General features: G+C 62.7%; 16 protein-coding genes. 4 read left to right on the top strand and 12 right to left on the bottom strand.

The annotated features are described in order from the left end of the window. Positions 1-44: 44 nt before the first annotated feature. The 9 genes from KBX07_RS02875 to KBX07_RS02835 all read right to left on the bottom strand — a co-directional run bounded on the left by KBX07_RS02875 (position 45) and on the right by KBX07_RS02835 (position 10,401). Positions 45-521 carry a GNAT family N-acetyltransferase gene (locus KBX07_RS02875; protein WP_256022946.1) on the bottom strand — a complete coding sequence of 159 codons (477 nt, stop codon included), beginning with the start codon at positions 519-521 and terminating at the stop codon, positions 45-47. Positions 522-567: 46 nt separating this feature from the next. Next, complete coding sequence (locus KBX07_RS02870) at positions 568-1,389, bottom strand: carbohydrate ABC transporter permease (protein ID WP_256022945.1); 822 nt, start codon at positions 1,387-1,389, stop codon at positions 568-570. After that, positions 1,386-2,393 (bottom strand): carbohydrate ABC transporter permease, encoded by a 1,008-nt coding sequence (locus tag KBX07_RS02865; protein WP_256023204.1) that lies wholly within the window; start codon positions 2,391-2,393, stop codon positions 1,386-1,388. The genes KBX07_RS02870 and KBX07_RS02865 overlap by 4 nt, the downstream gene beginning before the upstream one ends. A 340-nt stretch (positions 2,394-2,733) precedes the next feature. Further along, entirely contained in the window at positions 2,734-3,981 is a 1,248-nt protein-coding gene (locus tag KBX07_RS02860) for an ABC transporter substrate-binding protein (protein WP_005286321.1), read from the bottom strand. A gap of 298 nt (positions 3,982-4,279) precedes the next feature. Continuing rightward, positions 4,280-4,759 (bottom strand): GNAT family N-acetyltransferase, encoded by a 480-nt coding sequence (locus tag KBX07_RS02855; protein ID WP_005286315.1) that lies wholly within the window; start codon positions 4,757-4,759, stop codon positions 4,280-4,282. A 155-nt stretch (positions 4,760-4,914) separates the two neighbouring features. Beyond that, positions 4,915-6,300 carry an NAD-dependent succinate-semialdehyde dehydrogenase gene (locus KBX07_RS02850; protein WP_005286313.1) on the bottom strand — a complete coding sequence of 462 codons (1,386 nt, stop codon included), beginning with the start codon at positions 6,298-6,300 and terminating at the stop codon, positions 4,915-4,917. A 110-nt stretch (positions 6,301-6,410) separates the two neighbouring features. Next, entirely contained in the window at positions 6,411-7,964 is a 1,554-nt protein-coding gene (locus KBX07_RS02845) for an APC family permease (protein ID WP_005286311.1), read from the bottom strand. Then, positions 7,961-8,893 (bottom strand): universal stress protein, encoded by a 933-nt coding sequence (locus tag KBX07_RS02840; RefSeq protein WP_255994501.1) that lies wholly within the window; start codon positions 8,891-8,893, stop codon positions 7,961-7,963. Before KBX07_RS02840 ends, KBX07_RS02845 begins: the two co-directional genes overlap by 4 nt. Positions 8,894-8,904: 11 nt before the next feature. Next, positions 8,905-10,401, bottom strand: a complete 1,497-nt coding sequence (locus KBX07_RS02835) for an NAD(P)/FAD-dependent oxidoreductase (RefSeq protein WP_255994502.1) — start codon at positions 10,399-10,401, stop codon at positions 8,905-8,907. A gap of 113 nt (positions 10,402-10,514) precedes the next feature. Here KBX07_RS02835 and KBX07_RS02830 point away from each other — a divergent pair, with 113 nt between their 5' ends. Beyond that, positions 10,515-11,189, top strand: coding sequence for a TetR/AcrR family transcriptional regulator (locus KBX07_RS02830; protein ID WP_005286304.1), 675 nt, complete (start codon positions 10,515-10,517; stop codon positions 11,187-11,189). Between the two features lie 6 nt (positions 11,190-11,195). Here the strand turns inward: KBX07_RS02830 and gabT are convergent, their stop codons facing one another. Then, on the bottom strand, positions 11,196-12,524 hold the full coding sequence (gabT, locus tag KBX07_RS02825; protein WP_256002365.1) for a 4-aminobutyrate--2-oxoglutarate transaminase: 1,329 nt from the start codon (positions 12,522-12,524) through the stop codon (positions 11,196-11,198). A gap of 141 nt (positions 12,525-12,665) precedes the next feature. Here gabT and KBX07_RS02820 point away from each other — a divergent pair, with 141 nt between their 5' ends. The 3 genes from KBX07_RS02820 to KBX07_RS02810 all read left to right on the top strand — a co-directional run bounded on the left by KBX07_RS02820 (position 12,666) and on the right by KBX07_RS02810 (position 17,211). After that, positions 12,666-14,219 (top strand): PucR family transcriptional regulator, encoded by a 1,554-nt coding sequence (locus KBX07_RS02820; protein ID WP_256022943.1) that lies wholly within the window; start codon positions 12,666-12,668, stop codon positions 14,217-14,219. Between the two features lie 152 nt (positions 14,220-14,371). Further along, positions 14,372-15,862, top strand: a complete 1,491-nt coding sequence (locus KBX07_RS02815; protein ID WP_040423411.1) for an NAD-dependent succinate-semialdehyde dehydrogenase — start codon at positions 14,372-14,374, stop codon at positions 15,860-15,862. A 104-nt stretch (positions 15,863-15,966) separates the two neighbouring features. Next, positions 15,967-17,211 carry an amino acid permease gene (locus tag KBX07_RS02810; protein ID WP_005286293.1) on the top strand — a complete coding sequence of 415 codons (1,245 nt, stop codon included), beginning with the start codon at positions 15,967-15,969 and terminating at the stop codon, positions 17,209-17,211. A gap of 67 nt (positions 17,212-17,278) precedes the next feature. Here KBX07_RS02810 and KBX07_RS02805 read toward each other — a convergent pair whose 3' ends face one another. Both KBX07_RS02805 and KBX07_RS02800 read right to left on the bottom strand, forming a co-directional pair. Then, complete coding sequence (locus KBX07_RS02805) at positions 17,279-19,039, bottom strand: acetyl/propionyl/methylcrotonyl-CoA carboxylase subunit alpha (protein ID WP_005286290.1); 1,761 nt, start codon at positions 19,037-19,039, stop codon at positions 17,279-17,281. A gap of 146 nt (positions 19,040-19,185) precedes the next feature. Further along, positions 19,186-20,064: a sulfurtransferase gene (locus KBX07_RS02800; RefSeq protein WP_256022941.1), complete on the bottom strand. Its 879-nt coding sequence runs from the start codon at positions 20,062-20,064 to the stop codon at positions 19,186-19,188. Positions 20,065-20,176: the final 112 nt, after the last annotated feature.

Genomic DNA, 20,176 nt, shown 5'->3' with positions numbered 1-20,176 from the left:
CGCCCCGCGGAAGTCTAATAAGGGTTTGGGGGTTTACAGCGCATCTAGAGCTGTTTGACCATCACTTCCGGGTGGTGGTCGGACTGCACGAAACCAAAATCTTCGTAGACGTGGCGGGCGCGGTCGTTGCCGGGCTCGACGTGCAGCGCAATGGTGCGGGCGTGGTGCTCGGCGGCGAGGTCGCACGCGGCTTGCAGCAGAATGCGGCCCAGCCGGTGGCCGTGGGAGCGGTTCTCCACGGCGATGGCTAGCTCAGGAATGTCGGGGCCCAGGTTGGCTTCGGAGTAGTCCTCGCCGGGCTTCCAATAGCGCAGCCACACGCCGCCGGCGGGGACGAGTTCGTCGTCGTAGGCGATGAAGCCGCCGTCGTGCTCGGGGGACCACTTGCCCACGTACTCTTCGGCGCTTTGGACGCTTCCGCGGCGGCGGCGCGACTCGTCGCCGAAGACGTCGGCAAGGTAGTCGAGCCGGCGCAAGTACGTGCGGTCGGACTCGGTGGCGGGAACAAGCGTGAATTTCATGGTTACCTCCGCTGACGTTGTTGGCCGTGGATTTCTTCTCTCATGTCTACCCCTTGACACCGCCGGCGGTCAGCCCGGAGATGATGCGCCGCTGGAAAATCAGCACCATGATGATCAGCGGCACGGTGACCAGCGAACCCGCCGCCATGATCGAGGCATACGGGTACTCGAATGCGCTCGGGCCAGCGAAACGGGCGATGGCCACAGTCACCGGTTCGGTGGCCTCGGTGGACAGCTGGCGTGACAGCATGAACTCGTTCCACGTCGCAATGAACGCGATGATCGCGGTGGTGAAAATCCCGGGCGCCGCCAAGGGCAAGAGCACGAGGCGGAACGCCTGGGCGCGCGTTGCGCCATCGACGCGGGCGGCTTCTTCCAGCTCCCACGGCAACTGCCGGAAGAACGCGATGAGCGTGTACACCGTCAACGGCAACGCGAAGGAAATATTCGGAATGATCATTGCCCGGTAGGTGCCAATCCAGCCGATGTCACTGAAAAGCTGGAAAAGCGGGGTGACAAGCGCGATTCCAGGGAACATCGACGCGGCCAGAATGATACCGGTGACAATGCCTTTGCCGGGAAAGTTCAGCCGAGCTAGGGCGTAGCCGGTGAAAACACCCACAGCGACAGCAAGTGCTGTCGTCGTGAGCGAAATGATCAGCGAGTTGCCGATTGCGCCAAGAAAATCGTTGCCTTTGTCCGTGACCAGCGCATCCCGGAAGTTGTCCAACGTGACGTGCGTGGGCCACGGAGTGGTGTCGAAGGTGAAATTCTTGTCTCGTAGCGCGGTGACCAGCATCCAGTAGAACGGTGCTAACCCCCACAGCAGAATGAAGGCCACGCCAATGTAGTGTCCGATTTTCTTCATCGTGCTGGCTCCTGTTCCACTGCGTTGTGTGCGTCGGCGGTTGCTCCGGTCGAGTCTTGCTTGCTGCCTCCGCGTGCCCGGCGCTGACGGCGGGCACGTTGCTTGTCGGTCTTGCTGCCACCCTCAGCGTCCCCACCCACATCTGCGCCGAGGAAGCGGATCATGATGAACGCCACCGTGAAGATGAGCAGGAAGATCAACGTAGACAGTGCGGCGGCTGAATTGAAGTTGCCCTGGCGCATGTCTTCGACGACGAGCTGGGAGATCGTGGCCGTGGGGGAGTTGGACGAGTCAGAGATCATGATCACTGGCAGGTCGTACATGCGCAGGGCATCGAGTGTGCGGAAGAGCACCGCCACCATGAGTGTCGGGCGCACTAAGGGAAGAGTGATGCGGGTGAAGGTTTGCCACGCAGAGGCTCCGTCTACGTGTGCTGCTTCGTAAACATCCTTGGGCACCATTTGCAGCCCCGCCAGTATCAACAGGGCGACGAAGGGGGTTGTTTTCCACACGTCCGCGATGATCACAGCAACACGTGCCGCCCACGGGTCCGTTGTCCACGCAATGGATTGTCCAAGCAGCGAGTTCACCAGACCGTTGGGAGCGAACATGAATTTCCATAGCTGTGCGGTCACTGCGGTAGGAATGGCCCACGGAATGAGCACTGCCGCGCGAATCAGGGAGCGGATCCGGGAGGGGTGGTTCATGATCAGCGCCATGATCATGCCCAGCACGACTTCGAGCGAAACGGTGACCACGGTGAAGAACAACGTGACACCCACGGCAGGCCAAAAGTCGGTGGACAGCACGCCCGGCGGGCAGTCACCGACGGTGCCGGAGGGAGTCATGCATTGGTTGTTGATCCAGTAGAGGTAGTTGTCTACCCCAGCGAATCCGCCTTCGACGAAGACTCCTGTTGTTGGATCGAGGTGCCGGTTGGATTGGAAGGATAACCAGATCGCCCGCACAATCGGATAGCCGATGACGACGGCGAGAAACAGCATTGCCGGCGCAATGAGCAGGTATGCTCGCCGCGCGTCGGGGGAGGTGCTGCGGCCACGGCGTTGACGCGGATCAGGCGCGGCGGTGGAACTGGTTCGGTCGGGCGTCCGCGTAGTCGTCGACGACGCGGCGCTAGCGTTGATCGGGGTGCTCATCGGGGATTGACCCTTCATGCGTTGGCTGGTGAGAAGAAAGAACGGGCGAACGCCCGCAACGGGGGCAATCCGTTGCAGGCGTTAGTCTAGGGAGCTGATTCGAAGTCAACGTGGCTCAGCCCACGCCCGCGCTGTCTGTCACGTTGACAGTGCGCGCTGCGAGCAGCCGCACGCCCCATGGAGACTCCTACTGTGCTTGCTTGATAGCTGCGGCCATGTCCTTGGTGGCTTCGTCTACGTTCTTGTTGCCGTTCAGGGCGGCGTAGGCGTTGTCCTGGATTGCCTTCGAGATGGCTGGGTAGAACGGGGACACCGGTCGCGGCTTGGCGTTCTCCAGGGATTCTTTCAGGGCAGGCAGGTAGGGTTGCTGCTCAATAAGGTCTGGGTCGTCGTAGACGGATGCCAGCACCGGCGGGAAGGATGCTTCTGCGAAGGAGCGCTGGTTTTCCTCGTTGATGATGAACTGGATGAAGTCGTGCGCGGTGGCCTTGTGCTGCGAGTTGACGTTGATTCCGTTGTTGTAGCCGCCCAGGGTGGACGTGCCCACTCCGTCTGCGCCGACGAGCGGCTGGACCTCGAAGTTGATGCCGTTTTCTTTGGCGTTGGCGTACATGTACGGCCAGTTGATGGCCAGAGCAGTCGTGCCTTCGGTGAAGGCGATGTTGGTCTCTTCTTCCGTGGCGGAGGTGGAGTTCTTGGAGATTGTGCCGTCTTTGTAGGCATTCACCAGCGCTTCCAAGCCTGCCTTTGCTTCGTCCGATTCAACTGTGGGTTCGCCGTTGCTGTCGAGCACCTCGCCGCCCCAGCCGTTCATGAAGCCGACCGTGTTCACGGTGAGGCCTTCGTATTGCTTGAGCTGGGTGGTCAGGCAGTCACCTTCAACTGCCTCGCAGGCGGAGGTGATGTCGGCGAATGTGTCCGGCTTCGAGTCGATCTTGTCCACGTTGCGGAACAGCAGCTGGCCATTGGTGTTCTGCGGCAGTGCGTAGAGGGTGCCGTTGTAGGTGGCGGACTCCACCGTGGGCTGCAGCAGCTTGGAGGTGTCCACTGCGAAGTCGCCTTCCAAAGGCACGAGCCATTGGTTCGCTGCGAAGTCAGCGGTCCACACGACATCGAGCGCCATCACGTCGTAGTCGGAGTTGCCTGCCTGAAGCGACTGCACGAGGGTGTCGCGCTGATCGTCGGCCTCACCGGCGAGCTCCTTCAGAGTCACCTGTTCGTCCGGGTGCTCCGCATTCCACGCATCGATGATCGGGGTCAGCTTGTCCGTGTCATTGCGGCCCATGGCGAAGGTGATGGGGCCTCGCTCGCCGGCGCCTTCCGAGCCGCCGTTGGAGCCGGAGGAATCGCTGGAGCATGCTGCGAGAGTAGTAGCGGACAGTGCGATTGCGCACAGCGCTGCGCCAGTCCGACGACGGGTTGCGTGAAGTTTCATGCGTAGACCTTTCAGATAGGAGGTTTCCCCAATGTTAAATAACGCGTGCCTTGAAACCGGGATTCAGTGAATTTTCAGTGAACAATCCTGCAGAAATGCCACACCCGTCACCCCCGACCCGGGGGTTTCATTCCGGATAAGGCCCGTTTGGTCGCAGCCGTCACACGAAAAACGTGTATTTCTTCCCGTCGCGCACCCCGCGGTTAGGGGGAGAGCCAGCCGCGTGCAACGCGTGCAATACGAAAACCGCCGCGGCCCGAAAGCGGGCGCACGGCGGAATATCGGTGATGGTGAGAACTTAGACCAGGTCGCGGTACATCACGTTCGGGTTCTCCTTGGTGGGGATGAAGCCGAACTTGTCGTACACGTAGCGCGCACGCTTGTTTTCAGGCATGACCTCGAGCGCAATGCGCTTCGCGCCCTGGTCGATGGCAAGCTCGCACACGGAGTGCAGCAGCACGGCACTGAGGCCGTAGCCGTGGGAGCGCTCCTCCACAGCGAGGATCAGCTCCGGCACGTCCGGGCCCAGGTTGGCCTCGCTGGTCTTGTCGCCATTTTCCCAGTAGCGCAGCCAGATGCCACCGGCCGGGGTTTGGTCCTGGTCGTGGGCGATCCAGCCACCGTCATTCTCGGGCGACCAATCGTCGACAAATGCCTTGACCTTCTCCTGGCCGCTGCTGAGTCGCTTGGACTCGTCTCCGAAAACATCTGCCAAGTAGTACAGACGACGGATGTAGGTGCGGTCCGATTCGGTGGCGGGCTTGAGTCTGAATTCCATAAACACCAATTATAACGAAACGCACGATTAATAGACGCCACTTATGAGAATCTAATTATCCTTAATGACATAGAAAACTGCCCCTTCGTCTCTGGTTTCCGCGGCAGCGGCAGAGACAGAGGGGCAGTGGCAGTTGTGATGGGGGGGCGGGCTGCTTAGTCCTCTTCGAAGTACAGCTGCTTGTTGACGAATTCGTCCATGCCCAGCGGTCCGAGCTCGCGACCGAAGCCAGAGCGCTTCACGCCACCGAATGGAATCTCTTCGCCCTCTCCTGCGGGGGTGTTCACGTTAGCCATGCCGGAGTTGATCTGGCGGGCGATTGCGCGTGCGCGCTCCGTGTCCTGGGAGAAGACGGCGCCGCCGAGGCCGTACTGGGTGTCGTTGGCCAGCTCGAGAGCTTCCTCGTCGGAGGAAACCTTGAAGACGAGGGCGATCGGGCCGAAGAGCTCTTCGCTGTACACCGAGTTGTCCTTGCCCAAGTCGGTGATCACGGCCGGGGCAAAGTAGGCGTTGTCACCGAGGCCGCCACCGGCGCGAAGCATTGCGCCTTCCTTGACGGCGCGGGTGACCTGCTCGTCGAGACGCTCGGCGGCGTCGCGGGAGGACAGCGGGGAGTAGATGCCGTTCTCGCCAGCTTCCTCAGGCGTGCCGGGCTTCGCTTGCTCGGCCAGCTTGACCAGCTCGTCGACGAACTCGTCGTAGATGTCATCCATGACGATCATGCGCTTATTGCCGTTGCAGACTTGGCCCATGTTGTAGATGCGGGTCTCCCACGCCAGCTCAGCGGCGGCCTTCACGTCGTCGGTGTCCAGCAGCACGTAGGGGTCGTTCCCGCCGAGCTCCAAGACTGCCTTCTTCAGGTTCTTGCCTGCCGTCGCGCCGACAGCGGCACCGGCGCGCTCGGAACCGGTCAAAGAGACGCCCTGAACGCGAGGATCCTCGATCATCGTGGTGATCTGATCGTGGGAGGCGTACACGTTCTGGTACACGCCCGCGGGGACACCAGCATCCTCGATGATCTTCTGGATCGCGGCGGAGGACTCCGGACAGATCTCAGCGTGCTTGAGAATGATGGAGTTTCCGTTCATCAGGTTCGGCGCCGCGAAACGTGCGACCTGGTAGTAGGGGAAGTTCCACGGCATGATGCCCACCAGGGCACCGAGCGGGAGGTGACGGATCACAGCGGTGCCGCCGTTGAAGCTCTCGATCTTCCGGTCGGCGGCGAACTCTTCGCCGTTATTCGCGTAGTAGCGGAAGATGTTGGCGGACAGCTCCACCTCGTCGATGGCGTGGGGGCGAGACTTGCCCATTTCGCGGCCGATGATCTCGACGAGCTCGTCCTGGCGCTCGTCGAAAAGCTCGGCGATGCGCAGCACGTACTTCTTACGCTCAGCAATGTCGAGGGCGGACCATTCTTTAAAGCCCTTTTCCGAGGCGGCGAGCACCTCCTGGATCTCATCGTCGGTAGCGGTGGGGAAGGTCGTGATGACCTCGCCGGTGGCCGGGTTTTCTACCCGGTAGGACATATCTTTCTCAGCCATGTTTCTCCTTAATTCGTAGAGCTTTCGTTATCTGTGCTCGTTGTCTGTGTTCTTTTGTGCGGCCCAGTGTAGGGAGGCGCCCTGTGAATCAGATGTGCCTTGTGCGCTGCCTAGATGGTCAACATCTCGCCTTGCTCATCGTCTTCAGCCGTGGTCCGTGGCAGGGTCTCGTTGCGGAAGAATGCCGGGTGCCGTAGGCGTGTGAACAGCATGAGCACGGCGCCAAGCAGGAGGATGCCCATGCCGAGCACGAACACGGTTCCCACGCCAAAGATCGAGGAGCCGGAGCCGTAGGACGGATCGATCGAGTCGAATGCGGTGACGAAGAACATCGCCAGAAGCATCGTGCCGCCGATCAATGGCAGCAAGAAGCGGAAGATGAAGCCGCGCACCGAATCCGTGATCTCCTTGCGGAAGAACCACACACAGGCAAACGCGGTGATGCCGTAGTAGAAGCAGATCATCAGGCCCAAGGCGGTGATCGTGTCCCACAGCGCATTTTCCGACGCGATTCGGGTCACGGTGTAGAACCCGCCTGCCGCGATAGCGGAGGCAGCAGTGGCCACTGCCGGGGTGTGGAACTTCGGGCTAATCTGCGCGAAGATCGGCGGCAGCGCCTTGTAGAAGCCCATCGCCAGCAAGGTGCGGGCAGGCCCGACCATCGTCGACTGCAGGGAGGCGAATGAACTCGCCAGCACCGAAATCGACATCAGAATCGCCCACGGTCCCATGACCGGGCTCGCCAGCGCGGCGAAGATCGATTCTTGGTTCTCCGGGTTGCCGGCGCCTAAGCCGGTGTCGCCGGTGCCTGCCCAGGCCACGACCGCGACAGCGGTGAGGACATAGACGGTGATGACCACGAGCACGGTGAGCGTGGCCGCGCGGCCCGGGGTCTTCTCCGGATCCTTCGTCTCCTCGTTCATGGTCAGGGTGACGTCCCAGCCCCAGAACATGAAGATCGACAGGGAAATGCCAGCTGCCACTGTCGAGAAGTCACCGATGGTCAGCGGATTGAACCAATCCGCCTCAACCGGGTGAAAATCGAAGCCTTTGCCGTGGTACGCGTTCCAGAGCGCCATTCCGCCGAAGAGCACGAGAGTGAACAGCTGCAAGGCGACCAGGAAGTACTGGAGTTTCTCCGTGGACTCGAGCCCGCGGTACGAGATGTATGCGGCGACTGCGAGTAGTGCGATCGTCGTCGGAATATTCACCCATAGGTTGCGGGTGAGATCCGCGATCGCCTCATTGCCGGTCAGCTGGGCGAGCAGGATATAGAAGAAGTCCACGGCCACAGCTGCGAGATTCGACAGCACCAGGATCGTCGCGGTGATCAGGCCCCATCCGCCCATCCAGCCGACCCAGGGGCCGAATGCTTTCGTTGCCCACGTGAACGAGGTTCCCGAGTCGGGCACTCGGTTATTCAGCTCGCGGTAGGCAAACGCGACGAGCAGCATGGGGAAGAAACCCAGCAGCAGGATAGCGGGGACGTGGTCGCCGACTTCAGAGATCGTCGGGCCGAGACCGGATGTCAGCGTGTACGAGGGGGCGATGCAGCTCACGCCGATCACGACGGCACCGATGAGGCCGACACGTCCTGCGATGAGGCCCTTTTCGCTTTGCGACGGCTGGTGTGCCAGGTTCTCTACCTTCTTACGCTTGCTCATTCACCCGCCTCCTCGGACTCGTCCTTCTTTTCCAGTGCGGGAGTGATCACGAGCGGGATCGGCAAGGTTCGAAGCACCTTCGCAGCGCGCGGGCCCATGAACACTCGGCCTGCAGTGGCCAGGCGCGACGACCCGGCGAGCAGGATTTCGTCGTCGTTCCACTCCAGTTCGGTGGCTGCCTCAGCGACCGTCTTTCCGGTGACGATCTCGGTGGAGGCAGACCCGGCGTCGACAAGCTGCTTTGCTTGTTCCGCGAGGTAGCGGTTCGCGTTCGCCTCGACGTTTTCCAGCACCTTGTGGCTGACTTCCTGGTTGAGCGCGCCTGCGTCTTCCTGGGTGAGGAAGGAGATGAGGCGGAGCTCGCTGCCGGACTTCTTCGCTGTCTGGATCGCGGTGTCGATTAGCTCGTGCGACCCGGAGAGCGTGCCGAACATGCAGGAGATGCGGCTGATGCGCTCGGGAGCCTCGTAGCGTGGCGGTGCCAGTGCGACGGGGATCGACGACGAATGCAGCAGCGTGTTCGCCGACGACCCGATGCTGAACCGACGGAGTAGTCCGCCACCGCGGGTCCCCAGAATGATCAGGTCGCAGTCCAGCTCCTTCGCAGTGCGGTGGAGTGAGCGCGCAGCGTCGCTTCCCGACACGACCCGGCCGGTGGCGTTGATCTCGTCGGGAACTTTCGCGAGCGCGTCTTCCAGCCATGTGCTCAGCTTGCGGCTGATCACCGTCTCATGCGCCCGTGTGTGCGGGTACGTGCCGGAATGTGCCTCGGAGTGGGGGACGACCATCGCGATTTCGAGGTCGGCATTCCAACTCCGCGCCAGGCCGATGCCGAGGTTCAAGGCATCGCTGCCGGACGGAGTGGCGAGGTATCCGACCAGGATCTTCGCCGGTCCCTGGTCAGTGGGTTGTGGTGACGGTTGTGTCATATCACCTATTCCTATCCGTTATCGAGGATGGCGTTCGCAGCGCGCTCGCCCTGGCGGATAGCGCCGTCGACGTGCTGGTAGCCCTCGTCGGCGATATCGGAGCAGGCGAAGTGGATCGGTCCGACCGGCTGGTTCTGCAGGTGGCCCCAGCGGGACAGGCCGCCCAGGTCGTAGCTGGTGGCGTAGGCGCCACGAGTCCACTCCTCAGCAGCCATGTCGGAGAGGTAGAACGCGATCGGCTCCATGGTCTCCGGCCCCAGGTACTCGGCCATGGCGGACAAAATGCGCTGCTTGCGCTCTTCCTCCGGCAAGTGCCACATCTCCTCGGCGTAGACATCGGAGACGAAGCCCACGAGCGTGCCGTAGGCGTCCTCTTCGCCAGCGGTGCCACCAGCGATGTTCTGGCCGCGGTTGGTGTTGTCGTAGACCTCCTGGACCAGACGACCGCCACCGAAGCCGGTGCCGGACAGGCCCTTGTCGCGCCAGAACGGCGTTTCGTAAATGGCGTGCACCTTGATGACCAGGCCCATGGAGATGTGCTGGTGGGCGATATGCAGGTCGCGCGGCATCGGCGGGACGTAGGAAATGCGGTTGTACAGGTTCGGCGGAACAGCGATGACGACGTTCTTGGCGCGGACGGTCACCTGGTCGGAGACGACGGTGACCTCACCCGGCTCGCCGTTGTTCGGGATGCCGTTGCGCACGTCCGGCTTGACGTTGTTCAGGCTGTCTTCGGTGGACGGGTCAGGCTGAGCCCACTGGATCTCGCGGACCGGGGTGCCCAAGAAGACATCGTCGCCGAGCTCTGCGGCCAGGGTCTCGGAGACAGACATCATGCCGCCTTCGACACGGCGGTCGAGGATGAAGTCCTCATCCACGAGATTGGAGAAGGAGCCAGCGGAGGCGGCCATCAGCACGGCCTGCAGGGCGGAGAACGTGAAGGACGGCTTGGTCAGCATGCCGGACGCGACGTAGATGGAGATGTTGTCGATCGCCTCTTCGTCGTCGGACTGCTGCTCGAGCCAGTGACGGAAGGAGATGGAGTCGAGCTCCGCGGCCTTCGGGTGCGCCCACGGCTCCTTGGCTCCGATCTCGGCTGCCAAATCGTCGAGAATCTTGATCAGTTTGTCCATCTCGGCCTGAGTGCTGTCGGCAGCCGGAAAGACCGGGCCCTCGTACTCGTGGCGCTCACCGTTGGGGGAGAGGTAGATGGACTTGCCTTCGCGGTAACGCTGGAAGGTGGACAGGCCCAGCTCGTCGACAAGCTCGATGAGGCGGGTCTGGTCGGGGGAGATCCACTGACCGCCGAGCTCGACGAAGTGGTCGACGCCGTTGTCGTCGCGCACGCGGCCGTTCCATGTGCGGCCACCGACTCGCTCGCGCGCCTCGAGGACGGCAACGGACTTGCCGGCCTTGGACAGGGTGCGTGCCGCCATCAGGCCCGCAGGGCCAGCGCCGACGACGACAACGTCGCGCTCGATTTCTGTGCGTTGTGCGCTAGGATTCATGCTTCTGCTCCTGTTCTTGAGGCCGGATGGATCCGACCGTCGCGGGTAATGAACGCCATTCATTAATGGTGTGATTCAGGATACATTCGAGTTCGGGTAGAAGGAAGAGTCACATGGGAAATGAACGTGGTCGCCCGGCTGAACCCCTGGTCAGTCGCGAAAAAATTGGTTTCGCCGCACTAAGTATTGCCTCCGAACGGGGCTACGAGACGTTGACAATGGCCGCAGTAGCTCGCGAAATCGGGGTGGCGCCCAGCGCTTTGTACAACCACATCTCGGGCAAGGGAGAGCTGCTTTATTTGCTCCAGGATGCGGTCATGCAGCTTGTCGACGTCACATCGCTGCAGCACGCCATCGCCGCAGGCGAAGGCTACCGGGAGGCGCTCGAGGCGTGGGCACACTCTTACCGCGATGTGTTCGCCGGGCATACCCCGTTGATCCCGGTCATCGCACGGCAGCCCATCGGCGATTCGCCACGTACCCAGGAAATGTACGAGATCGTCGCTCGCGCAGTCTCTGCCGCCGGCTGCCCGCACGAGAAGGTGATGGAGCGCATCATCGCGCTCGAATCCTTCATCTACGGCTCCGCATGGGATGCTACTGCGCCGGCGGACCTCTTCGATCCCGCCGCGATTTCCCCGGAACACGCGGAGTTGCGCCGAGTGGCGGATGCCATGCGTGCCCGGGCAGCAAAAAAGGGTCAGCATGACGCTAACCCTTATGCCGACCAGCCTTTTGAAGCTGGCCTGAAAGATCTGTTGGACGGAATTACGGATCCGTCCAACTAGCTGTAATTAGGCGTTGTTGCGCACGGCCTCAGCCATGACACGCAGGCCGTCGCGGAGCAGCTCCTCTGGGATGACCAGCGACGGCAGGAGGCGGACGACATTTCCGTCGAGGCCGCATGTGAGGATGAGCACGCCAGCATCCTTGCATTCGGCGGCGACCTTGGCGGTCAGCTCAGCGTTCGGCTTGCCGTCCTTGGTGACGAGCTCCATAGCGATCATCGCGCCGCGGCCGCGGATCTCAGCGACCTCGTCCAGCTCGGTCAGCGGGTCGAGCTCCTCGTGGATGATCTCGGCGATCTCCTTGGCGCGCAGAGCGAGGTTGTGCTCCTTCATCTCCTCGATCGCGGCGATAGCGGCCGCGCAGGCCACCGGGTTGCCGCCGTAGGTGCCACCCAAACCGCCGGCCATCGGGGCGTTCATGATCTCGGCGCGGCCGGTCACAGCGGACAGCGGCATGCCGCCGGCGATGCCCTTTGCGGTAGTGACCAGGTCCGGCTCGATGCCTTCGAAGCTGGAGGAGAACCACTCGCCCGAACGGCAGAAGCCGGCCTGGATCTCGTCGGCGACGAAGACGACGTTGTTCTCGCGGCACCAGTCGACGATGGCGGGCAGGAAGCCTTCGGCCGGCTCGATGAAGCCACCCTCGCCCTGGATTGGCTCGATCACCACGCAGGCGAGGTTCTCGGCGCCGACATTCTGCTCGAGGAAACGGATGGTGCGCTCAGCGGCTTCCGGGCCCTTCAGGCCGTCGCGCAGCGGGTAAGACATTGGCGCGCGGTGCACCTCGCTGGCGAACGGTCCGAAGGTCGACTTGTACGGCTTATTCTTCGCCGTCATGGCCATCGTCAGGTTGGTGCGGCCGTGGTAGGCGTAGTCGAAAACGGCCACACCCGTCTTGCGGGTGTGGGAGCGGGCGATCTTCACGGCGTTCTCCACTGCCTCCGCACCGGAGTTGAACAGGACAGTGCGCTTCTCGAAATCGCCTGGGGTCAACTCGTTGAGCAGCTCAGCGACCTGCAGGTAGCTCTCGTAGGGGCTGACCATGAAGCAGGTGTGAGTGAAGTGGCCGGCGGCATCGGCGACTGCGCTTGCAACACGCTTATTGGAAGCGCCCACCGAGGTCACAGCGATGCCGGATGCGAAGTCGACGAAGGAGTTGCCATCGGCGTCGACAAGCACACCACCGTCGGCGTCGACGATGTAGCCGGGCAAGCCCGGGCTCAAGGCGGAGGCCACGCTCGCTGCGCGGCGCTTGTCCAGTTCTGCGCTTGCCGGTCCCGGCAGCTCGGTGTCGATTCGACGGACCTGGGGGAGGCGATACTCGAGATCCTGCATGGTGCGGGTTCCTTTCCAATTCAATCCAGCGGGCTGCCCGAAAACGGACAGTGGTTCATGGCTGTAGTATCCGTCCCCCGCCCACCCTCAAAGCAACCGACACAGTGTCGATCTTCTTCGTGAAACTTCTACACTGTGTCCATGAGCAAGGATGTGCTTGACGACGCACGAAGCGGTCATCCCGAGTGGGAGACCGCCGTTGATCTCCTAGATCTCAGTTGGTTGTACGGAATCAGAGCCTTGAACCTCGACCCCGTCGGAGACCTCAGGCGGGGGCGATTCGAGTCTGTCCAAGCCAGTGAGATTGTGGAGACCGCTGAGTTCTTCCGGCCTTTCTCTGTCATTCTCACGTTGGGCCTGCGCATTCAGCCGGACGATGAAGCAGGCATCGCTCACTACGTGGAGCAGTTGAAAGAGTCCGGGGTGGCGGCCCTTGGCTTCGGTACGGGGCTGCAGCATGCCGAGATTCCTCCCGCCCTCATCCGGGCCTGCGCCGACGCGGCTCTGCCGCTATTCGAGGTGCCGCGGGCGACCCCCTTCGCCTTGATCTCAAAGGTGGTGGGGGAGGAGTATGCGCGATTGCAAGCAGTCGCGGCCAACGAGATTCTCGAGGCTGCGGAAGGTCTCAACCGCGCAGCATGGAATGGCGGAGTCGATGCACTCGTTGGACGCACCCGGACAGCAGTCGGCGCCGATGTGCTGATCGGGGACAACACCGGCAGAATCATCTCCTCAGCCCCTGCGAAGCCAACGGAGCGCGCGTTGAAGGCCCTTCGTCTGGCCGTTGCCGATAACGGGCGGAGCCGCGCGTACCGGACGGAGAACCGCACCATGATCGTCCAGCGGATGCGGGCGATGGGAGGAAAATACTTCGTCGCTGTGGTGGATTCCCCGCGCCCTCTGCCGCCGCTCGCGCGCAGTGCCGTGAAGCATTTCGTGGGGCTCGCGGAAATCGTATTGAGAGATCCGCAGGCGCTCAGGAGCGCGGAAACGCAACTGCACGGGTCGGCCCTAGAGACTTTTCTCGAAGGCCAGGAGGCTTCTCCAGCAGCCGCGCGTTTGCTGGATCGTGCCGCGGACGCTGACGGGGCTGTCGTCCCAGTCGCGATCGTCGCCGCGAATAAGGCCGCGTCTAACAGGTCGCTAGCTCGTTTGGATGAAGGACTCAATCTGCGCGACAACCCGTTGGCGCATGTGAGACTCGCCCCGGACGGCTTCGTGTTCTTATCACGCAGGGTGATCTCCGAGGCCGCCGTGACGGAGCTTATCGGTGATTTCGGGGCCCGGCTGCGCGTCTTGTCCGGTCGGCAACAGTCCTGGCGCGAGCTAGGCCGTGACGAGCTGCAGGCATTGCTCGACCGTGCGCGCGCGCTTCCGCCGGGCACCGTCGACGAATATCTCCCTCGGCGGCTCGACTGGACGGAAGACACGGGGGTCAGGCAAGTGCTGTCCCGCCGCTATAAGGAAGTGCTCGCGCCGCTCGCAGAGGATGACCCAGCCCTGCTCGATGCAGTCCAAGCCTATTTGGTGCATGGTTGCGAGATCCGTGCTGCCGCTGAGTCTCTCAGCATTCACAGACACACCCTGAAGGCGCGCATCGACCGCGCCGAGCAACGCTACGGGTTGCCTTTGGATGACCCGCTCGGCCGCGCGGAGATTCTTGTGCTGCTCAACGCTGCAGGATCGAACTCCTAGCACAGGAGTTTGGCGTTTTCAATGCCCCTGAACGGGGGCGTGCGGCAACCGTACGCTGAGTAGCCTGCAGCGGTATAGCGTGTTTTCGAGAAAAGGCTGGCGTGAGCCAGTTCGCTGAACACCGGCGAAATCAATCTACGAAAGGCGAGATCATGGCTGATTCCAACGGCGCTGTCGATACTGCACAACTGCTCGATTCCCTGCCCACCGGTCTGTTTATCGGTGGCCAGTGGCGTGACGCGTCCACCAACGAGACATTCGATGTGGAGAACCCGGCCACCGGCGAAGTCCTGGTGACACTCCAGTCCGCGAATAGCGACGACGCGGTTGCGGCGCTAGACGCTGCGGTCGAGGTGCAAAAGGACTGGGCACGCACCCCGGCCCGCGAGCGCAGTGAGATCCTGCGACGTGCGTACGATCTGGTCACCGAACGCACCGAGGAATTCGCCACGCTCATGACTCTAGAAATGGGTAAGCCGCTGGCGGAAGCACGCGGTGAGGTGAAGTACGGCGCGGAATACCTGCGCTGGTTCGCCGAAGAGACCGTCCGTCAGTACGGCCGCTCCCAGGAAGTGCCAGAGGGCGGCATCCGCATGGTCACTCGGCGCAAGCCGGTCGGCCCGTGCCTGCTGATCACCCCGTGGAACTTCCCGCTGGCGATGGCGACCCGCAAGATCGCCCCGGCGATCGCTGCGGGCTGCACGATGGTGCTCAAGCCGGCTGAGCTTACGCCGCTGACCACCTACTACTTCGTTCAGACCATGGTTGAGGCAGGCCTACCGGCAGGTGTGCTCAACGTTGTCTGCGGTACCGATCCGGCAGCTATCTCCGAGCCTCTCATCGCGGACCCGCGTCTGCGCAAGGTCTCCTTCACAGGCTCAACGGCGGTGGGCAAGATCCTGATGAAGCAGGCAGCTGATTCAGTGTTGCGCACCTCCATGGAGCTTGGTGGCAACGCGCCGTTCATCGTCTTTGAGGACGCGGACATTGAGCAGGCGATCACCGGCGCAATGGCAGCGAAGATGCGCAATATCGGCGAGGCCTGCACTGCGGCGAACCGTTTCCTCGTGCACGAGAGCATCGCCGATGAGTTCACCGAGAAGCTCGTCGCGGCGATGGAAGCGCTCACCGTGGGCAACGGCCTCGACGAGGGCGTCAACGTCGGCCCGCTGATCGAGGAGAAGGCACGCAAGAATGTCGCCGCGCTCGTGGAAGACGCGAAACAGAACGGCGCCGAGGTTCTCACTGGCGGCGGTGCCGCTGAGGGTGATGGCTACTTCTTCCAACCGACGGTCCTGCGTGGCGCCAGCACTGATTCCCGGATCTTCAAGGAAGAGATCTTCGGGCCGGTCGCATCGGTCTACGAGTTCAGCGATGAGGACGAGGTGATCGAGCTGGCCAATTCCACTGAATACGGCCTCGCCTCCTACGTCTATTCGGAGGACCCGGACCGCATGTGGCGGTTGGCTGACGGCCTGGAATTCGGCATCGTCGGCTTCAACGCCGGTGTCGTCTCCAATGCAGCTGTCCCGTTCGGCGGCGTGAAGCACTCCGGCTTGGGCCGCGAAGGCGGAGCAGAGGGCATCGACGAGTACACCGAGGTGCAGTACATCGGTGTCCGCGACCCGTACGCCAACCAGTAGAACCAGCGCGTTCCGCGCAGTTGACGACGCACGGACCGGGGTGACATCTGGGCCACATAGGACCTCAAGTGTGACCCCGGTCAAGTTGTTGCTACATTCTCGCTATGTCATCAACCACTTCTGTGCACGCGCCGTTGCGCGACGACGAATCTGCCCGTTCCGATGAAGCGGGTCACGCCCTCGGTTTCTGGAAGGGCGTAGCCCTGATCTTCGGCACCAACATTGGCGCCGGAATTCTCTCCCTGCCGTACGCGGCCCGCAACGGCGGCTTCCTCGCTCTAGTGGTGGCGCTCGCGATCGCAGGCACCCTGACCACTATTTCCATGCTCTACGTCGCGGAAGTCTCCCTCCGGACAAAAGAGCCGCTCCAGTTGTCCGGCTTGGCGGAGAAGTACCTGGGTCAGACCGGCCGCTTCCTCGTCTTCACCGCGATCATGGTCAACAGCGTCGGTGCATTGATTGCGTACGCATCCGGCTCCGGCAATCTCATGCACAACCTGTTCAACCTGCCTTCCTTGGCGGGCACCTTGATCTTCTATGCCCTGGGTGCCTTCATCATGTGGAAGGGCCTGCAAGCCACAGGGAAGGTGGAAGGGCTGATCACCAGCGGCATGGCGATCATCATCTTCACGCTGGTGGTGTGGACAATCGCCGGTCCCGGCATTGAGCCCGCGAACCTTTGGGTGCTCAAGCCCTACTTCATCATCCCGATCATGAATCTGGCCGTGTTCACATTCCTGGCCCAGTACGTGGTGCCGGAGATGGCGCGCGGCATGGCCGCCACCAAGCCGGAAATACTGCCGAAAGCGATCATCGCGGGCATGTGCATCACCGCGTTCACCCTCGCGGCTGTGCCGTTCGCGGCGCTCGGCCTGCTGGGCACCGAGGTGACTGAGGTGGTCACCATCGCCTGGGGCGAGAAACTCGGGACTGCGGCTTACTACATGGCCAACTTGTTCGCGCTGCTGGCCATGTTCACGTCCTTCTTGGCCATCGGCTTCACTGCGATGCGCAACGTGCTGGACATCTTCCATTGGCCGGAACACGGGTGGCAGCGTCTCGCCGCAACTGGACTGACGGTGCTTCCGCCTCTCGTGATTGCCGTGGCGGGCCTTGGCGGTTTCGTCTCTGCGCTGACTTACGCCGGCGGTTTCGCTGGCGCCATCATGTCGGTCGTTCCCGTGTTGCTGCTTCGCCGCGCCCGGGCGAACGGGGATCAGACTCCGGTGTGGCAGGTGCGCGGAGTAGACAACACCGTCATCCAGGCGCTCATCATCATCGTCTACGTGGCGGCGTTCATCTACTCCATTATCTCGCTGCTGGGGCTTGTCCCGGCTGGCTGGGCATAAGAGAAACACCGGGGGAAGAGCTTGAACCCTCCCCGGAAAGCGGTGCGACCCGTACGCCAACCAGTAGTTAGCGGATTTCTAGGAGCACGGCGGTCTTATTCACCTGATCGCCCTGCTCAACAGCGAGCCCCTTCACGGTGCCGGACTTGTGCGCCTTGACGGGGTTTTCCATCTTCATGGCCTCGAGCACGAGGAGGATATCGCTCTCGTTGACGGTGTCGCCCTCTGCGACGTTCACCTTGACCACCGTGCCTTGCATCGGGGCGGGCACGGCATCGCCGGACAGGGCTGCCGCGGAATTGCGGCGCTTCTTGGCCTTGCGCTTACCGCTGCCACCGATCACGAGCGAAGCGGGAAGGGCGACCTCGACACGACGGCCGTCGATCTCCACGGCGTAGGTGCGCTTTGTGCCCGGCTCCTCGCCTTCTTCCTCATCGTCGGTATACGGCGGGATCTCGGCGGTGAACTCCTCCTCGATCCAGCGGGTGTAGACGCCGAAACCGTTCTCGTCGCCGATGAAGGCTGGGTCGTTCAGCACTGCGCGGTGGAAGGGGATCACGGTGGGCAGGCCGTCGACGATGAACTCGTCGAGAGCACGGCGGGCGCGCTGGATGGCTTCCTCGCGGGTCTCACCGGTGACAATGAGCTTGGCCAGCATGGAGTCGAACTGGCCGCCGATCACATTGCCGGTGCGCACGCCGGAGTCGACGCGGATGCCGGTGCCGGCGGGCTCGACATAGCGGGAGATCGTGCCCGGTGCCGGCATGAAGTTCATGCCCGGGTCCTCGCCGTTGATGCGGAACTCGATGGAGTGGCCGCGCGGGGCCGGATCCTCGGTGTGGCGCAGCTTCTCGCCGTTCGCAATACGGAATTGCTCGCGTACCAGGTCGATGCCTGCGGTCTCCTCGGTGACGGGGTGCTCGACCTGCAGGCGGGTGTTGACCTCCAGGAAGGAGATGATGCCCTCCGGGTTCTGCTCGTCGGCAGGGCTGACCAGGTATTCGACGGTGCCAGCACCGTGGTAGCCGGCTTCTTTCACGATGGCCTTGGCAGAGGAGTGAATCGCCTCGCGCTGAGCATCGGACAAGAACGGTGCAGGAGCTTCCTCCACGAGCTTCTGGAAGCGGCGCTGCAGGGTGCAGTCGCGAGTGCCGGCGACGATGACGTTGCCGTGAACGTCGGCAAGCACCTGGGCTTCGACGTGGCGGGCGCGGTCGAGGTAGCGCTCGACGAAGCACTCGCCGCGGCCGAACGCTGCGACGGCCTCGCGCGTGGCGGACTCGAACAGCTCGGGGATCTCTTCTCGGGTGTGGGCGACCTTCATGCCGCGGCCGCCGCCACCGAATGCGGCCTTGATGGCGATGGGCAGGCCGTGTTCGTCGGCAAACGCGAGAACCTCGTCGACCGAGCTGACCGGCTCTTTAGTGCCCGGTGCCATCGGCGCGCCGACCTTCTCGGCGATGCGGCGGGCCTCGACCTTGTCGCCCAGCAGCGCGATGGCCTCCGGCGAGGGGCCGATCCAGGTGAAGCCTTCGTCGATAACGCGGCGGGCGAAATCGGCGTTCTCGGACAGGAAGCCGTACCCGGGGTGGATCGCGTCCGCACCGGAGGCCTGGGCGGCTCCGATGATCCGGTCGAAGCTCAGGTAGGAATCGGCGGCGTTGGTCCCACCGAGCGCGAACGCCTCATCAGCCAGGCCCACGAACGGGGCGTCCGCGTCCGGCTCCGCGTAGACAGCGACGGATGCGAGGCCGGCATCTTTCGCGGCGCGGATCACGCGCACGGCGATTTCGCCACGGTTGGCAATGAGAACCTTCGAGATTGTCACGGGGATCTTCCTTCTAGCCGGGTGTACAGACAGTTATCGCCAAGGGTAAAGCACAGCGCAAGCACAGCTGAACTTCAACCGGGCAGTTACGGATGACTAATCGCAAAAACGCTTATCGACGTTTCCCCCGCACCCCAAGCAGCCGCTTACTCTGTGTCCCGCTCAATCGGCATGCGGACCATGTTGCCCCATTCGTACCAGGATCCGTCGTAAAGCGAGACGTTCTCCACGCCCAGCACGTGGCGGAGGATGTACCAGGTGTGGGCGGCGGACTGACCGGCACTGCAGTAGGTGATCACCGGAGCACCGGCGGGCACATCAGTGTAGGCGGCGGCGATGGACTCGCGGTCTTTCACGCGTCCGTTGGGGTGGACGGAGTCACCCCACGGGTGGTTCACAGCACCCGGAATGTGGCCGTGGCGCAACACAGGGGAGGCGCAGTTGGAATCCGGGGCTACTTCAACCTCGGCGCCGGCGAAGTATTCGGGGCCGCGGACGTCGATAAGCAATGTGTCCTCGGGCCGCGACCGGACGTGCTCCACGAAGCTGCGCCACGTGCTGTCGTCGCGCTCGACCACGGGGTAGCCCTGCGCCGGGTACTCGGGCACAGCGAAAGAGGTGTCGCGCTCTTCGCCCATCCACGCGTCGCGCCCGCCATCGAGCAGGCGCACGTCGGGGTGGCCGAACAGCTCAAACACCCACGCGGTGTAGGCGGCCCACCAGTTGTTGCGGTCGCCGTAGACCACCACCGTGTCATCGCGGCTGATGCCGCGGGCATCCATCAGCGCGGCAAAGGCTTCCCCGTCGATGAAATCGCGCTGCACCGGATCGTTCAAGTCGCGGTGCCAGTCAATGCGCACCGCCCCGGGAATGTGCCCGATGTCGTACAGGAACGCGTCCTCGTCTGACTCCACCACCCGCAAACCGTCGACCCCCAAGCGGGCCGACAGCCACGACGCGGAGACGAACTTCTCCGGGTGGGCAAAGTCCTGGAACTGCGGAAACGGGTCAAATTCTATGGCCATGCGAGATTCCTCTACGGCGTGAAAACGGTCACTGCCTAACCTTACTCGTCAACCATTCCTGCCGAGCGCATTTAGAGTGATGCACACCCGGTGTGAAGTTAATTACTATCCC

Origin of the sequence: Corynebacterium sp. CCUG 70398, from assembly GCF_024454055.1 — a bacterium.
GTDB lineage: Bacteria > Actinomycetota > Actinomycetes > Mycobacteriales > Mycobacteriaceae > Corynebacterium > Corynebacterium genitalium.
This window is presented reverse-complemented; position numbering and strand designations above follow the sequence as displayed.

Bases quoted from the DNA above. Each gene is read 5' to 3' on its own strand.
- KBX07_RS02875 (WP_256022946.1), bottom strand. From the start codon at position 521: ATGAAATTCACGCTTGTTCCCGCCACCGAGTCCGACCGCACGTACTTG.
- KBX07_RS02870 (WP_256022945.1), bottom strand. From the start codon at position 1,389: ATGAAGAAAATCGGACACTACATTGGCGTGGCCTTCATTCTGCTGTGG.
- KBX07_RS02865 (WP_256023204.1), bottom strand. From the start codon at position 2,393: ATGCTGTTTCTCGCCGTCGTCATCGGCTATCCGATTGTGCGGGCGATC.
- KBX07_RS02860 (WP_005286321.1), bottom strand. From the start codon at position 3,981: ATGAAACTTCACGCAACCCGTCGTCGGACTGGCGCAGCGCTGTGCGCA.
- KBX07_RS02855 (WP_005286315.1), bottom strand. From the start codon at position 4,759: ATGGAATTCAGACTCAAGCCCGCCACCGAATCGGACCGCACCTACATC.
- KBX07_RS02850 (WP_005286313.1), bottom strand. From the start codon at position 6,300: ATGGCTGAGAAAGATATGTCCTACCGGGTAGAAAACCCGGCCACCGGC.
- KBX07_RS02845 (WP_005286311.1), bottom strand. From the start codon at position 7,964: ATGAGCAAGCGTAAGAAGGTAGAGAACCTGGCACACCAGCCGTCGCAA.
- KBX07_RS02840 (WP_255994501.1), bottom strand. From the start codon at position 8,893: ATGACACAACCGTCACCACAACCCACTGACCAGGGACCGGCGAAGATC.
- KBX07_RS02835 (WP_255994502.1), bottom strand. From the start codon at position 10,401: ATGAATCCTAGCGCACAACGCACAGAAATCGAGCGCGACGTTGTCGTC.
- KBX07_RS02830 (WP_005286304.1), top strand. From the start codon at position 10,515: ATGGGAAATGAACGTGGTCGCCCGGCTGAACCCCTGGTCAGTCGCGAA.
- gabT (WP_256002365.1), bottom strand. From the start codon at position 12,524: ATGCAGGATCTCGAGTATCGCCTCCCCCAGGTCCGTCGAATCGACACC.
- KBX07_RS02820 (WP_256022943.1), top strand. From the start codon at position 12,666: ATGAGCAAGGATGTGCTTGACGACGCACGAAGCGGTCATCCCGAGTGG.
- KBX07_RS02815 (WP_040423411.1), top strand. From the start codon at position 14,372: ATGGCTGATTCCAACGGCGCTGTCGATACTGCACAACTGCTCGATTCC.
- KBX07_RS02810 (WP_005286293.1), top strand. From the start codon at position 15,967: ATGTCATCAACCACTTCTGTGCACGCGCCGTTGCGCGACGACGAATCT.
- KBX07_RS02800 (WP_256022941.1), bottom strand. From the start codon at position 20,064: ATGGCCATAGAATTTGACCCGTTTCCGCAGTTCCAGGACTTTGCCCAC.